Below are 13063 nucleotides of genomic sequence, written 5' to 3' on the forward strand. Positions count from 1 at the left end.
CCGCTGCCGAAAACCGAGAACCTGAAGCTGACCTTCACCTGCCCGGCCAGCCTGAAGGCTGACCTCGAGCGCTACGCGGCGCTTCACTCGCAAACCTATGGCGAAGAGGTCGACGCCCTGACGCTCATTCCGCACATGCTGGAGGCCTTCATGGCGAGGGATCGGGTGTTCAGGAGAACAAATACACAATCTTGCAGAGGCAATTGATAAGCCTGCATCCCCTCCCAACTGCCGTGATGACAACGGCAGAAAACCCACACACACGGTTGAAAACCGTGACCTAATACATCACACTTAACACCATGATCGTAAGCTTCCGGCACAAAGGTCTACGCATTTTCTTTGAATCTGGCTCAACCAAAGGCATCCGGGCCGACCACGCAAAGCGCCTGGGCCGAATGCTGAGTTTTATGGATAGAGCCAATGAACCCGCCGACCTCGACATCCCCGGTTGGCGGCTACATCCCCTCAAGGGGGAGCTGGAAGAGTTCTGGTCACTCACCGTCAATGGAAACTGGCGAGTGATCTTTCGATTCGTGGGTAGCGACATTGAGCTCGTCGACTACCTTGACTATCACTAAACAGGAGGGGGTTATCCATGACCATGTTCAACCCACCGCATCCTGGTGAAACCCTGCTTGAGGACGTGCTCCCCGAACTGGGCATCAGCATTGCCGAACTTGCCCGCCGCCTTGGTTTTGCGCGGGAATCCCTGTCTCGCATCTTGCACGGCCATGCGCCGGTCAGTCCGGATTTGGCTGTTCGCCTAGAATTGGCCGGCATCGGCAAAGCTCGCACCTGGCTCGGAGTGCAAGCCGACTACGACCTTTGGCAAGCCAGGCATCGCGAACAGCCGCACATCGAGCGCTTTGCTGCGATTGCTTAGTTCCGTATGGAAGAACGAGGGAGGCCACTTCGATGAAAGGAAAGGCTCTTGGGCGCAATTCAAGCCCGCTGTCGACTTTCTTCAGGAGCAGCTCTCATACAGCCAAGCGCACTGCTTACGGTGCAGCAGCTGAGCGCACCATCGAAAGTCAGCGCAAGGTACTCGAAGAAGCGAAACGCATAAGAGAGCTGACTCTCTCAGCTCAACCGGTTTGAGGCCGACCTAGAGCGGTTCCCGATATTGAGCTCAAAACCCTTTGTCAAAAACCAGCCATAAATAGGGGCCTGAACTGCCGTTCTAGCCAAAGGTTTTCATGAACGGCTCAGCGCAATGTCTGATTGCCGCGACCACATGCGGTGCTTGCTCGCTCAGTTCAATTGAGCGCGCCAGTACCCGCTCAAGCGCGCTCAACTGCCCTCGGATTACTTCTTCTGGCCGCATTACATCACAGACCTGGGCGAAGTCCAGCAGCCCTTGCCGCGACGCAAAGAGCGATTTGTTACCCACTAGATCCAGCGCTAATACGTCCTCAGGAATATAGGCAGTGGTGTTGACTATGTCGTAGGCTGGGGCGAGCCGCGCGTCGCGCTGAGTAGGGTCGGAATACAGCAGCCCGAAGTTTTTCAGATGGGCGTCACCGTTACCAACGATGCAGCTCAAGGTCACGATGGCGAAAAGCTGTGCCAGCGATTCTTGCACCTGTTCAGGCGCGCAGAATAGGCGGATGGCTTTGGCAATGGCCGAATAGCTCTTGCTGTATTTTTGCTCCGCAGCCAGCCCCATCAATGCCGCCATATCCTCGAAGCCGATGGGGTTGAGCTGCTTATCCCGGTCGAAGCGGCGCATGACGAACAGCTTGGCATTGTCGGAGAGGTAGAATTCTGGCACGGCAATGCCAACCTCCTTTGCCACGGACATGCAAAGGAACTCGTTGATCGCCAGTCCCGGAAACTCATCCCGACCGCTCTTGATGATCAGATCGGAGGTTTTCGAGGTGAAGCGTTGTGGCACTGAGTCCTGATGTTCCGGCACCAGCACCTTAGGCTGAACGCCCGATATACCGGCACGCAGGATGTAACGATCGACTAAGCCGGCAAAAATATCTTCCGCGCCGTCCCAGGCGAGGATTTCTTCCAATTTTTCTCCGGGGAACTGCTGCCTGCGTAACAGCGCATCGACCTCAGGCGAACTGACCGCCACCCTGCCGATAGGCGAACTGCTCCCAGACAGTGCCAATAGCAACATCGGGTCAACGTTGGCCACCTTGGCCAGACGATTGCGCAGTTGTTCCAGAACGTAGCCTTCCGGCAGGTTCATCTGGAAAATGGGGTGCAGCTCCCGATGGCGGTATTCGTCCAAGCGCACCGGCATGAGCAAGCTGATCGCTGCCTGAGCCTTGGCGTCCTCGTGGTAGCGGAACAGGTAGTCAGTACCACTGGTAAGAATCCTCCCACTGGCACCCTCAGGCGTTGCAACCTGCAGCACGGCAGTCATCAGTCGAATACTCCATGGATTTCGTCCAGAGTGGGCATGGCTGCCGGCACCACATTGAGCTCAGAGTCGAGCGCGGCTAGTACTCGCGCATAGGCATTCATCCCAACCGAGAGGTCGCCCCTTTCGATGGCGATAACCTTCTGGCGGGTGATGCCTGCCAGGGAAGCGAGCGCGGCCTGCGTCAGCCCGCGATTCAGTCGGCGCTGCCGAAGCTGCTCGCCAAGTCGAAGTGTGATGAGGGAATAGTCCATGTTATGTATACGAGACAATTTACGTTATATGTAACGTATACCGAACTAACGGAGAAATCAAAGGGAATGGGCTTATCAAACCTAGAATCGACGCGACCCTGCCATGTGCCCCACACCATTCGAGATTGCGCTGGAGGTTGGCTTCCAGCACTTGCGGATAGGTCTATAGGGTTGAATCCGGTGGACTGGGAAGAAACGCCCAGAGCAACAGGTTTAAGAAATATCAAAAATACTCACCATCAGTGCGCATTTCCCGCATTTCGTAAACCCAGGCAGCATCATTCTCAGCGCTCTTGAGGCCGCTTCCATTCCAGCAATTCCTGTAGCGGATCCAGCTCGCCAACAAGCTCACGCGCTTGGGCGAGCTTGTCCATAGCAATGCATCGCTCTACTTCGGGCAGACTCGATGCGGAGCTCTCCGCATCACTGAAAAAGGCCTGGATCCGCTTAATGTCATCCCACTGCTTGATGGCACACAGCAAGTCAGCCCTCGCCCGCTCCCTTGCCTCGCTTTGCAGTCGAATCCGCTCCCTCCTCACGCCGGCGAATCTGCTCCATACCCTCTCCTCGACCTCTCTACCAATCAGGCAACTACAGGCGCGACGTCCGTGAGCTGCTGGACGATCTCATCCAGCTGGCCACGTAGCGAGCGTTGCTTAGCCCCCTCCAACTCTGAGACCAATCAGTCCACGGATGATGCTGCAACGCCTGTGACGCCAACTGACCCAGCGAATCTGCCCTTCTCTACTCTGCAATCCTCTCCTCCCGGTTGAGGCACACCAGAACGTGCCATATGGTGCCAAATAGACACCTTTCACCTATCACACAATCACCGTTATGGTATTGGCGGGATCGCTACTCATGGAAGCAATACAGTTTTTGAGCCACGAGCAAGTCTGTGAGCTGACTGGCGCCAAGATAAGAGCGAAGCAAATCGAGGTCCTACGTAGAAACGGCATACCCCATACGATCAAGGCAAATGGCTGGCCGTGTGTGATTGCGGCCAATCTATTGCCAGTGTCGAAGGTTAGCGTTGCGCAAGAAGTGGCCTGGAGGTCGAGGAAGGCAGGATAGATGGGACGTAAACCGACGAAACCAGGAGCAATACCAAGGCTGCGGGAGCGCCGCAAACCGAGTGGCAAGGTTTATTACTATTACGATCTAGGCGGCCGACCGAGAAAAGAGATCCCTCTCGGCAGTGACTACGGCCAAGCCATCATGAAATACGCCGAGCTTGAACGCGACCGCACCGCAACTGACCTGCGCAATAGCGTGATCACCTTTGGGTACGTCGCTGGGAAATACTCAGTCGAAATCATTCCAACCAAGGCTCCTGGCACTCAAACCAAAAATCGACAAGAACTGCGTAACTTACTGGAGTTTTTTGACGATCCCCCGGCGCCGCTAGAGGCGATCCAACCCCAGCACGTTCGCCAGTACCTCCGTTGGCGCCAATCTGCTCCCATAAGCGCCAACAGAGAGAAAGCCCTTTTGTCTGCGATTTGGAACTATGCCCGAGAAATGGGCTACACGGCGATGGCCAACCCTTGCTCCGGGGTCAAAGGAAACAAGGAGAAAGGTCGTGATGTATACATCGAAGACTCCCTGTACCAGGCCGTTTACGCAAAAGCAGACCTAGGCCTGCGAGATGCGATGGATCTCGTCTATCTCACAGGTCAGCGCCCTGGTGACACGTTGCGACTAGACGAGCGAGATATCAAAGATGGCTACCTGCATGTCAGACAATCGAAAACAGGGGCAAAGCGCCGTATCGAAGTCGCAGGCGAGTTGTCACCGCTGCTGGATAGAATCAAAGCTAGGAAAGCCAGTTACAAGGTACGTTCAACCAAACTGGTTGTGGCCGAGGATGGCACACCAATGACGCAAGCAATGCTGCGCTCTCGCTTCGACAAGGCCAGAGAGGCCGCAGGCATTGAAAAAGCAGAGTTCCAGCTACGCGATCTTCGGGCTAAGGCAGGAACCGACAAAGCGGAATCCAGCGGCGATATCTTGCAAGCAAGAGACCAGCTAGGCCATACGACAGTGGTTATGACCGAGCACTACATCAGAGATCGTCGAGGGAAAAAAATCACGCCAACACGATAAATTGCGGACCGAGGTGTAAATTGCGGACCAAACCATACAGCCGCGAAAAACCGTAAGTGCTTGATTTTAAATGGTGCCCGAAGCCGGACTCGAACCGGCACGCCATTGCTGGCGAGAGATTTTAAGTCTCCTGCGTCTACCGATTTCGCCATTCGGGCGGTAGCGCTGTGCGAAGGGCGGACTATATACAGCCCTCCGCGTCCTCGCAAGGCATGCAAAGCGCACTAGCGAGAATGAAAAAGGCCTCGTAAATCATTGATCTACGAGGCCTTTTGATTGGAGGCTGAGGTCGGAATCGAACCGGCGTTCACGGATTTGCAATCCGGTGCATAACCACTCTGCAACTCAGCCATGAAGCAAACGAGCCGCCTTGGCGACTCGTGTAAAACTGGAGCGGGAAACGAGACTCGAACTCGCGACCCCGACCTTGGCAAGGTCGTGCTCTACCAACTGAGCTATTCCCGCTTGTCTTGTCGACGGGCGCCATTCTATAGAATCGAATCGCGCCGTCAACCCTTTGATTCAAAAATACTTATTTCTTTTCCGAGGTGGTGCTGAGGTGCGGCCAGGCAGCCAGCAGGTACTGCAGCATCGACCACAACGTCAGCACCGCTGCGATCACCAGCAGGATGTATCCGACCACCACCCAGAAGGTGAATACAGGCGGATTGCCTAGCAGAATGACCAGCGCCAGCATCTGCGCCGCGGTTTTCCATTTGCCGAGGTTGGAGACCGCCACATGCGCCCGAGCGCCAAGCTCGGCCATCCACTCACGCAAGGCAGACACGACGATCTCTCGGCCGATGATGGTCGCTGCCGCGAGGGTCAGCCAGAGATTGGAATGCTCTGCAGCGAGCAGCACCAGCGCTACCGCCACCATCAGTTTGTCGGCGACCGGATCGAGGAAGGCGCCGAACGGTGTGCCCTGCTCCCAGCGACGCGCCAGGTAGCCATCCAGCCAGTCGGTCGCGGCAGCAACAGCGAAGACGCCGCTGGCGGCCCAGTAACTCCAGGAGAACGGCATATAGAACAGCAAGATGAAGACCGGAATCAGCGCGACCCGGAGCACGGTAAGCAAGTTGGGGATATTCATCGGCACAACTAGGCTGCGAAGTGAACAGGCATTCTACTCACTGTGCAGAGTGTCATAAATCAACTCGGCGAGCTTTTTACTGATTCCGGGCGCTTTGGCGATTTCTTCGGCACTGGCGCGGGACAATTCCTGCAGGCCACCGAAGTGATTGAGCAGTTCACGCCGCCGCTTCGGGCCAATTCCGGCGACTTCTTCCAGCGTCGAAGTACGCCGCGTCTTGCCGCGGCGCGCACGGTGCCCGGTGATCGCGAAGCGGTGCGACTCGTCACGGATCTGCTGGATCAGGTGCAACGCCGGCGAATTGCCGGGCAAGGTGAACTCGTGCTCGGCATCGTTGAGGTAGAGCACTTCGAGACCTGGCTTGCGCGTCGTGCCCTTGGCCACGCCGAGCAGGATCAGATCCGGCACCGCCAGCTCCTGCAGCACCTCGCGGGCCATGGCCAGTTGGCCTTTGCCACCGTCCACTAATAGCACGTCAGGCAGTTTGCCTTCGCCATCCTTGATCTTGCTGAAGCGACGGGTCAGGGCCTGGTGCATGGCCGCGTAGTCGTCACCCGCAGTCACGCCCTCGATATTGAAACGGCGGTAATCGGATTTCAGCGGGCCTTCGGGGCCGAATACCACGCATGAAGCGACCGTCGCCTCGCCGCTGGAATGGCTGATGTCGAAGCACTCCATGCGCTGCGGCGGCTCGTCCATCTCCAGCACGGCGGCCAACGCCTCGAAGCGTTCGGCCAGGTGCTGCCGATTGGCCAGGCGCGCGGCCAGTGCCTGTTCGGCATTGGTGACGGCCAGTTGCTGCCAGCGGGCGCGGGTGCCACGTACACGCAAACTGATAGTCAGGCTGCGGCCACGCAATGATTCGATGGCCTCGACCAGGGTGGCGAAGTCTTCATGCTGCACATTGACGATCAGCTCGCTGGGCAGATCGCGTTCGGCATTGCCCAGGTAGTACTGAGCGAGGAAGGCCATCAGCACATCGCCGCCCTCCTCCTCGATCGCCACCTGCGGGAAGAAATTCTTGCTGCCCAGCACGCGGCCGCCACGCACGCTGATCAGGTGCACGCAGGCGCCGCCCGGCGTGAGCATCACGGCGACCACATCGACGTCGCCGCTGCCACCTTCCATGCTCTGCTGATCCTGCACACGGCGCAGCATGGAAATCTGGTCGCGCAGTTCGGCGGCGCGTTCGAACTCCAGCGCCATGGAGGCTTTTTCCATGCTGGTGGAAAGTTCCTCGCTCAGCGCATTGCTGCGGCCGTCGAGAAACATCACCGAGTGGCGCACGTCTTCGGCGTATTCCTCGGGGCTGACCAGGCCGACGCAGGGCCCCTTGCAGCGCTTGATCTGGTACTGCAGGCAGGGGCGCGTGCGGTTCTTGTAATAACTGTCCTCGCACTGACGAACCAGAAAGGTCTTCTGCAGCAGGCTCAGGCTCTCGCGAATCGCCAGGGCGCTGGGGTAAGGACCGAAGTAGCGCCCCTTGGCCTTCTTCGCGCCACGGTGGATGCCGAGCCGTGGAAATTCGCCGTCAGAGAGGAACACATAGGGATAGGACTTATCGTCGCGCAGCAGAATGTTGTACGGCGGTCGCCATTCCTTGATCAGCGTCTGCTCCAGCAGCAGCGCCTCGGTCTCGTTGCCGGTGATGGTGGTTTCGATCTGCGCGATGCGCGCAACCAGAGCGGCGGTCTTGGGCGCCTGGCCGGTCTTGCGGAAATAACTGGCGAGACGCTTCTTGAGGTTCTTTGCCTTGCCTACATAAAGCAGACGCGCCTCGGCGTCGAACATGCGATAAACGCCAGGGCGACCGCTGCAGGTCGCCAGGAAGGCACTCGAATCGAAGTTGGCAGACATCTTCAGCTGACGGCGTCGACCATGCCGTGGCGTACCGCAAGCAGGGCCAGCTCTACGTCGCTGTTGATGGAGAGTTTCTCGAAGATGCGGTAACGGTAGGTATTGACCGTCTTCGGCGAAAGGCAAAGCTTGTCCGAGATGTTCTGCACCTTGTGGCAGTTGGCGATCATCAGGGCAATCTGGATTTCACGCTCGGACAAAAGATCGAACGGCGAGCCGCTGGTTTGCGGCTGGAAGGACTTAAGCGCCAGTTGTTGCGCGATCTGCGGGTCGATGTAGCGCTGACCGGCGAACACCAGGCGAATGGCCTGCACCATCTCATCCAGCGCGGCACCCTTGGTCAGATAGCCAGCGGCGCCGGCCTGCAGCAGACGAGTCGGGAACGGATCCTCTTCGCATACGGTGACCGCAACGACCTTGATGTCGGGATGGCTACGCATCAGTTTGCGGGTGGCTTCCAGGCCGCCGATACCGGGCATCTTGACGTCCATCAGGACGACATCGGGCTTGAGTTCGCGGACCTTGAGCAGGGCTTCTTCGCCGGTGCAGGCTTCGCCCACCACTTGCAGACCATCGATATCGGCCAGCATGCGGGTGATGCCCGTGCGAACCAGATCGTGATCGTCGACTACCAGGACCCTAATCAATCGCCACCTCGTTGCACCGTGTCAGCCACCGTGCAACGACGGTGAGATTGAACCTGCCGGCCACCTTAGCAAAAAGCCAGGGGCTGACCTAGCTTGGCGTACGGCAGTCAAAAATCCAACGCCAGATTAAGGTTAGATAACGCATCAAGGCAATATGGGGAATTGGCGGAAGCGGTGAGATTCGAACTCACGGATAGTTGCCCATCGACGGTTTTCAAGACCGTTGCCTTAAACCACTCGGCCACGCTTCCAAACTCTGGAGGCGGAGGATGAGGCTTCAACCTCCGCTGCAGTGCGGGCGGCAATCTTACCGGAACGCAACACACTGTCAAACTCTCTGTCTTGGCACTTCGACTGGCTCTGTTATGATCCGGTCCAATCGAATAACGGATCCTCGTGCCACAGGAGCGTCGCCATGCAAGAGCGAGACTACGTACTAAACCATTCGCAGGCCGATCAGCTGGAAGTCAGCAAGGTTTTGCGCAACACCTACGGTTTGCTGGCCATCACCCTGGCCTTCAGTGGCCTGGTCGCTTTTCTCAGCCAACGCGCCAACGTGCCCTACCCGAACTTCTTCGTGGTACTGATCGGCTTCTACGGCCTGTTCTTCCTCACCTACAAGCTGCGTGACTCGGCCTGGGGCCTGGTTTCCACCCTCGCCCTGACCGGTTTCATGGGCTACACCCTCGGTCCGATCCTCAACCGCTACCTGGGCATGGCCAACGGTGCCGAGGTGATCAGCTCGGCGTTCTCCATGACCGCGCTGGTGTTCTTTGGTCTGTCCGCTTACGTGCTGACCACCCGCAAGGACATGAGCTTCCTCAGCGGTTTCATCACTGCCGGCTTCTTCGTCCTGCTCGCCGCCGTTTTGGCCAGCTTCTTCTTCCAGATCAGCGGCCTGCAACTGGCGATCAGCGCCGGCTTCGTGTTGTTCTCCTCGGTCTGCATCCTGTTCCAGACCAGCGCCATCATCCATGGCGGTGAGCGCAACTACATCATGGCCACCATCAGCCTGTACGTGTCGATCTACAACCTGTTCGTCAGCCTGCTGCAGATCTTCGGCATCATGGGCGGCGACGACTGATCAAGGTTCCTCCCCCTTCGAGCCCGCTTCGGCGGGCTTTTTCTTGCGCGCCTGTTTTGCCTCGCTGCAGTGATTCTTTGTTTGCCGGGCACCCTGGCCTTATCATTGCCCCAGTTTTGCCTCACCGGACGCTCCATGAAGTTTGCCATCGCCCTGTTCGCCGCTCCTCATCTGCCTGCCTCGCGACGCGCCCTGCGTTTCGCCCAGGCGGCGCTGGCGGGCGGCCACGAAATCGTTCGCCTGTTCTTCTACCAGGACGGCGTGCATAGCGCTGCCAGCAATGTCGTGAGCCCTCAGGACGAGCTGGATCTGCCCCGAGAGTGGCGCGAGTTCGTCACGGCCAATGGGCTGGATGCCGTAGTCTGCATCGCTGCCGCCCTGCGTCGTGGCGTACTCAATGCCGACGAGGCGCAGCGCTATGCGCGCCCGGCGGCCAATCTGCAGGCACCTTGGGAGCTTTCCGGCCTCGGCCAATTGCATGAAGCGGCGCAACAAGCCGACCGCCTGATCTGCTTCGGAGGCCACTGAATGAGCAAATCGCTGTTGATCATCAGCCGCCAGGCGCCCTGGAGCGGCCCTGGCGCCCGCGAGGCACTGGACATCGCCCTGGCCGGCGGCGCCTTCGACCTGCCCATCGGCATGCTGTTTCTCGACGATGGCGTGTTTCAGCTGAGCACGCACCAGCAGCCGAATGCTCTGCAACAGAAGGACCTCGGCGCCAACCTGCAGGCCCTGCCGATGTTCGGCGTGGAGGATCTGTACGCCAGCCAGCGCAGCCTGGGCGAGCGCGGACTCGATACCGCCGAACTGAACATCTCGGTACAGCGCCTCGACGACAGCGCGCTGGCCGCCCTCCTCGATCGTTACGACCAGGTGATCACCCTCTGATGGCCACCCTGCATATCCTTTCCCACTCGCCGTTCGCCGACAGCCGCCTGGCCAGTTGCCTGCGCCTGCTGGGCGCCGACGACGCGCTGCTGCTCAGCGGTGATGCGGTCTATGCCCTGCAGCCCGATACCGCCAACCTGCAGGCGCTGCAGCTGATGCCCGCCAGCGTTGCGGTCTATGCCCTGGACGAAGACCTCGCCGCACGCGGCCTGCAGGCGCCCGAGCGCGTGAGGGCCGTGGATTACCCGGCATTCGTCGAGCTCTGCACCCGCTACGCCAAGGTCAACAGCTGGCTATGAGTACTCTTGACGTCGCCGGCCGCGAAATCGCCCTGGACAAGGATGGCTACCTGGTCGACCTGCAGGACTGGTCGCACCCGGTTGCCGAAGCACTGGCCGCCGCCGAGGAGCTGCAACTGAGCGACGAGCACTGGGAAATTCTCGACCTGCTGCGCGCCTTCTACGATGAGTTCCAGCTGTCGCCGGCCAATCGCCCCCTGATCAAGTACGTGGCGCTCAAGCTCGGCCCCGACAAGGGCAACAGCCTGCACCTCAACCGTCTGTTCAAGGGCACGCCCGCCAAACTCGCCGCCAAGCTCGCCGGCCTGCCGAAACCGACCAACTGCCTATGAACCTGATCACGCCTGAAGAACATCCTTTCGCCCAGTTCGTGCGCATTCTCGGCAAAGGCAAACGCGGTGCACGCGGCCTGACCCGCGAGGAGGCCCGTGAGGCCATGGGTATGCTGCTCGACGGCAAAGTCGAGGACACCCAGCTCGGCGCCTTCCTGATGCTGCTGCGGCACAAGGAGGAAAGCGCGGAGGAACTTGCCGGTTTTACCGAAGCCATCCGCCCACGACTGGCGGCTCCCCGTATTCAGGTCGATCTGGACTGGCCCAGCTACGCCGGCAAGAAGCGCCACCTGCCCTGGTACCTGCTGGCGGCCAAGGCGCTGGCCGCCAGCGGCGTGCGCATCTTCATGCACGGCGGCGGCGCTCACACCGCAGGGCGCCTGTATAGCGAGCAGCTGCTGGCAGCCCTGGATATCCCCTGCTGCCGCGACTGGCAGAGCGTGGCATCGGCGCTCGATCAACAGGGCCTGGCCTACAGTTACCTGGGCGACTGGATGCCGGCGCTGCAACGCATGATCGATCTGCGCAACACGCTGGGCCTGCGCTCGCCGATTCACTCCCTGGCGCGCATCATCAACCCGCTGGCGGCCGGCTGCGGGCTGCAGAGTATTTTCCATCCCGGCTACCAGGCCGTGCACCGCGAAGCCAGCCGCCTGCTCGGTGACACTGCCATCGTGATCAAGGGTGAAGGCGGCGAGATCGAGGTCAACCCGGACGTAGCCTGCCACCTGTACGGCACCCGCCTCGGCGAGAACTGGGATGAGGAATGGCCGGCCCTTTCGGCGCAGCGCCACGTCAAACCGGAGCAGCTCGACCCGACGGCCCTGAACGCTTTCTGGCGCGGCGAGCGCGAGGATGCCTACGGCCAGCTCGCCGTTGTCGCCACCATGGCGGTCGCGTTGCGAGGGCTGGGCATGCCGCGCGAGCAAGCTTTTGAACAGGCCCGGCAACGCTGGCAAGCACGGCTCCAATCTATCCAGTCGATTGGTTAAGCCAATTTTTTCCACCTTTCTATCGACCCTGCGGCGCTAGACTCCAAGTTCACTCAAGAACGGAGGCAAGCGTTATGGGTTTGCTGATCGATGGACGCTGGCATGACCAGTGGTATGACACTGGCGACAGTGGCCGCTTCCAACGCGAAAGCGCGCAACGCCGCAACTGGGTAACCGCCGACGGCAGCGCCGGCCCGAGTGGCGACGGCGGCTTCAAGGCCGAAGCCGGGCGCTATCACCTGTACGTCTCGCTGGCCTGCCCCTGGGCTCACCGTACCCTGATCCTGCGCAAGCTCAAGGGTCTGGAATCCTTGATCGACGTATCCGTGGTCAGTTGGCTGATGCGCGAGCATGGCTGGACCTTCGACCGCAACTTCGGTTCCAGCGGCGACCGTCTCGACAACCTCAGCTACATGCACCAGCGCTACACGGCCGACGATCCCCACTACAGCGGCCGCGTCACCGTGCCAACACTCTGGGACAAACACAGCGGCGGCATCGTCAGCAACGAGTCGGCGGAAATCATCCGCATGTTCAACAGCGCCTTCGATGGCCTGACCGGTAATGACCTGGACTTCTACCCAGAGCCGCTACGCGAACGTATCGACCAGCTCAACGAGCGTATCTACCCGGCGGTGAACAACGGCGTCTACCGCGCCGGCTTCGCCACCACCCAGGAAGCCTACGAAGAAGCCTTCGACGAGCTGTTCGCCATGCTCGATGAGCTGGAAGCACTTCTGGACAGCAATCGCTATCTGGCCGGTGAATACCTGACCGAAGCCGACATCCGCCTGTTCACCACGCTGATCCGCTTCGATGCCGTTTACCACGGGCACTTCAAGTGCAACCTGCGGCGTATCGAGGACTACCCTAATCTGTCCAACTGGCTGCGCGAGCTGTATCAGTGGCCGGGGATCGCCGAGACGGTGGACTTCACCCATATCAAATCGCATTACTACGCCAGTCACGCCACCATCAACCCGACCGGGGTCATTCCCAAGGGGCCGCAGCAGGACTTCACCCGCGCGCATGACCGCCAGCGCCTGCCGGGCAAGGGTGTGGCAAAAAGCTGAGAGCTAGGTCGTAGGCTGGATGACGCTTTTTCATCCACCGATGCCCGGCCGCGGTGGATCG

17 protein-coding genes and 4 tRNA genes are annotated in these 13063 nt (G+C 59.5%); 12 read left to right on the top strand and 9 right to left on the bottom strand.

Going from position 1 to position 13063, the window contains the following annotated elements:
* The 3 genes from DXK50_RS20080 to DXK50_RS20090 form a co-directional block, all read left to right on the top strand.
* Nucleotides 1–207: DUF2274 domain-containing protein (locus DXK50_RS20080; RefSeq protein WP_212631523.1), on the top strand; the 207-nt coding region annotated here is incomplete at its 5' end.
* 95 nt (nt 208–302) lie between these two features.
* Nucleotides 303–581, top strand: coding sequence for a type II toxin-antitoxin system RelE/ParE family toxin (locus DXK50_RS20085; protein ID WP_019339397.1), 279 nt, complete (start codon nt 303–305; stop codon nt 579–581).
* A gap of 17 nt (nt 582–598) precedes the next feature.
* On the top strand, nt 599–886 hold the full coding sequence (locus DXK50_RS20090; RefSeq protein ID WP_003108490.1) for a HigA family addiction module antitoxin: 288 nt from the start codon (nt 599–601) through the stop codon (nt 884–886).
* Nucleotides 887–1183: 297 nt separating this feature from the next.
* On the opposite strand, the gene DXK50_RS20095 is transcribed toward DXK50_RS20090, so the two are convergent.
* Both DXK50_RS20095 and DXK50_RS20100 read right to left on the bottom strand, forming a co-directional pair.
* Entirely contained in the window at nt 1184–2380 is a 1197-nt protein-coding gene (locus DXK50_RS20095; RefSeq protein ID WP_212631524.1) for a type II toxin-antitoxin system HipA family toxin, read from the bottom strand.
* Nucleotides 2380–2631, bottom strand: a complete 252-nt coding sequence (locus DXK50_RS20100; RefSeq protein WP_179592435.1) for a helix-turn-helix transcriptional regulator — start codon at nt 2629–2631, stop codon at nt 2380–2382. Before DXK50_RS20100 ends, DXK50_RS20095 begins: the two co-directional genes overlap by 1 nt.
* Before the next feature lie 861 nt (nt 2632–3492).
* On the opposite strand from DXK50_RS20100, the gene DXK50_RS20105 reads away from it, so the two are divergent.
* Together DXK50_RS20105 and DXK50_RS20110 are read left to right on the top strand one after the other, a co-directional pair.
* A complete protein-coding gene (locus tag DXK50_RS20105; RefSeq protein ID WP_175252906.1) occupies nt 3493–3705 on the top strand; it encodes a DUF4224 domain-containing protein in 213 nt (70 codons plus the stop codon).
* Nucleotides 3706–4737: a tyrosine-type recombinase/integrase gene (locus DXK50_RS20110; protein ID WP_212631525.1), complete on the top strand. Its 1032-nt coding sequence runs from the start codon at nt 3706–3708 to the stop codon at nt 4735–4737.
* Nucleotides 4738–4808: 71 nt separating this feature from the next.
* Here the strand turns inward: DXK50_RS20110 and DXK50_RS20115 are convergent.
* The 7 genes from DXK50_RS20115 to DXK50_RS20145 all read right to left on the bottom strand — a co-directional run bounded on the left by DXK50_RS20115 (nt 4809) and on the right by DXK50_RS20145 (nt 8585).
* A tRNA-Leu gene (locus DXK50_RS20115) sits at nt 4809–4895 on the bottom strand.
* A gap of 119 nt (nt 4896–5014) precedes the next feature.
* Nucleotides 5015–5088, bottom strand: a tRNA-Cys gene (locus tag DXK50_RS20120).
* 38 nt (nt 5089–5126) lie between these two features.
* Nucleotides 5127–5202: transfer RNA gene (locus DXK50_RS20125), tRNA-Gly, on the bottom strand.
* Between the two features lie 67 nt (nt 5203–5269).
* On the bottom strand, nt 5270–5830 hold the full coding sequence (gene pgsA / locus DXK50_RS20130; RefSeq protein WP_161866816.1) for a CDP-diacylglycerol--glycerol-3-phosphate 3-phosphatidyltransferase: 561 nt from the start codon (nt 5828–5830) through the stop codon (nt 5270–5272).
* Between the two features lie 33 nt (nt 5831–5863).
* A complete protein-coding gene (uvrC, locus tag DXK50_RS20135) occupies nt 5864–7687 on the bottom strand; it encodes an excinuclease ABC subunit UvrC (RefSeq protein ID WP_212631526.1) in 1824 nt (607 codons plus the stop codon).
* A 2-nt stretch (nt 7688–7689) separates the two neighbouring features.
* On the bottom strand, nt 7690–8334 hold the full coding sequence (gene gacA, locus DXK50_RS20140; RefSeq protein ID WP_161866814.1) for a response regulator transcription factor GacA: 645 nt from the start codon (nt 8332–8334) through the stop codon (nt 7690–7692).
* Between the two features lie 163 nt (nt 8335–8497).
* Nucleotides 8498–8585 (bottom strand) — tRNA-Ser (locus tag DXK50_RS20145).
* Nucleotides 8586–8749: 164 nt separating this feature from the next.
* On the opposite strand from DXK50_RS20145, the gene DXK50_RS20150 reads away from it, so the two are divergent.
* From DXK50_RS20150 to DXK50_RS20180, 7 genes are all read left to right on the top strand, one after another.
* The gene (locus DXK50_RS20150; RefSeq protein ID WP_161866803.1) at nt 8750–9418 is read left to right on the top strand and encodes a Bax inhibitor-1/YccA family protein; all 669 of its coding nucleotides are present in this window, start codon (nt 8750–8752) and stop codon (nt 9416–9418) included.
* A gap of 135 nt (nt 9419–9553) precedes the next feature.
* Nucleotides 9554–9946, top strand: coding sequence for a sulfurtransferase complex subunit TusD (gene tusD, locus DXK50_RS20155; RefSeq protein WP_161866802.1), 393 nt, complete (start codon nt 9554–9556; stop codon nt 9944–9946).
* Nucleotides 9947–10306 carry a sulfurtransferase complex subunit TusC gene (gene tusC, locus DXK50_RS20160; protein ID WP_212631527.1) on the top strand — a complete coding sequence of 120 codons (360 nt, stop codon included), beginning with the start codon at nt 9947–9949 and terminating at the stop codon, nt 10304–10306.
* Nucleotides 10306–10605: a sulfurtransferase complex subunit TusB gene (tusB, locus tag DXK50_RS20165; protein WP_212631528.1), complete on the top strand. Its 300-nt coding sequence runs from the start codon at nt 10306–10308 to the stop codon at nt 10603–10605. The genes tusC and tusB overlap by 1 nt, the downstream gene beginning before the upstream one ends.
* A complete protein-coding gene (locus tag DXK50_RS20170) occupies nt 10602–10937 on the top strand; it encodes a TusE/DsrC/DsvC family sulfur relay protein (RefSeq protein ID WP_212631529.1) in 336 nt (111 codons plus the stop codon). The genes tusB and DXK50_RS20170 overlap by 4 nt, the downstream gene beginning before the upstream one ends.
* Complete coding sequence (locus DXK50_RS20175) at nt 10934–11929, top strand: glycosyl transferase family protein (protein ID WP_212631530.1); 996 nt, start codon at nt 10934–10936, stop codon at nt 11927–11929. Before DXK50_RS20170 ends, DXK50_RS20175 begins: the two co-directional genes overlap by 4 nt.
* A 74-nt stretch (nt 11930–12003) precedes the next feature.
* Nucleotides 12004–13002 carry a glutathione S-transferase family protein gene (locus DXK50_RS20180; protein WP_212631531.1) on the top strand — a complete coding sequence of 333 codons (999 nt, stop codon included), beginning with the start codon at nt 12004–12006 and terminating at the stop codon, nt 13000–13002.
* The last annotated feature ends 61 nt before the right edge of the window (nt 13003–13063 follow it).

Origin of the sequence: Pseudomonas sp. KB-10 (assembly GCF_018221585.1) — a bacterium.
GTDB lineage: Bacteria > Pseudomonadota > Gammaproteobacteria > Pseudomonadales > Pseudomonadaceae > Aquipseudomonas > Aquipseudomonas yangonensis.

Excerpts from the sequence above, each read along its gene's own strand:
- DXK50_RS20085 (WP_019339397.1), top strand. The coding sequence starts at position 303 with ATGATCGTAAGCTTCCGGCACAAAGGTCTACGCATTTTCTTTGAATCT.
- DXK50_RS20090 (WP_003108490.1), top strand. The coding sequence starts at position 599 with ATGACCATGTTCAACCCACCGCATCCTGGTGAAACCCTGCTTGAGGAC.
- DXK50_RS20095 (WP_212631524.1), bottom strand. The coding sequence starts at position 2,380 with ATGACTGCCGTGCTGCAGGTTGCAACGCCTGAGGGTGCCAGTGGGAGG.
- DXK50_RS20100 (WP_179592435.1), bottom strand. The coding sequence starts at position 2,631 with ATGGACTATTCCCTCATCACACTTCGACTTGGCGAGCAGCTTCGGCAG.
- DXK50_RS20105 (WP_175252906.1), top strand. The coding sequence starts at position 3,493 with ATGGAAGCAATACAGTTTTTGAGCCACGAGCAAGTCTGTGAGCTGACT.
- DXK50_RS20110 (WP_212631525.1), top strand. The coding sequence starts at position 3,706 with ATGGGACGTAAACCGACGAAACCAGGAGCAATACCAAGGCTGCGGGAG.
- pgsA (WP_161866816.1), bottom strand. The coding sequence starts at position 5,830 with ATGAATATCCCCAACTTGCTTACCGTGCTCCGGGTCGCGCTGATTCCG.
- uvrC (WP_212631526.1), bottom strand. The coding sequence starts at position 7,687 with ATGTCTGCCAACTTCGATTCGAGTGCCTTCCTGGCGACCTGCAGCGGT.
- DXK50_RS20150 (WP_161866803.1), top strand. The coding sequence starts at position 8,750 with ATGCAAGAGCGAGACTACGTACTAAACCATTCGCAGGCCGATCAGCTG.
- tusD (WP_161866802.1), top strand. The coding sequence starts at position 9,554 with ATGAAGTTTGCCATCGCCCTGTTCGCCGCTCCTCATCTGCCTGCCTCG.
- tusC (WP_212631527.1), top strand. The coding sequence starts at position 9,947 with ATGAGCAAATCGCTGTTGATCATCAGCCGCCAGGCGCCCTGGAGCGGC.
- tusB (WP_212631528.1), top strand. The coding sequence starts at position 10,306 with ATGGCCACCCTGCATATCCTTTCCCACTCGCCGTTCGCCGACAGCCGC.
- DXK50_RS20170 (WP_212631529.1), top strand. The coding sequence starts at position 10,602 with ATGAGTACTCTTGACGTCGCCGGCCGCGAAATCGCCCTGGACAAGGAT.
- DXK50_RS20175 (WP_212631530.1), top strand. The coding sequence starts at position 10,934 with ATGAACCTGATCACGCCTGAAGAACATCCTTTCGCCCAGTTCGTGCGC.
- DXK50_RS20180 (WP_212631531.1), top strand. The coding sequence starts at position 12,004 with ATGGGTTTGCTGATCGATGGACGCTGGCATGACCAGTGGTATGACACT.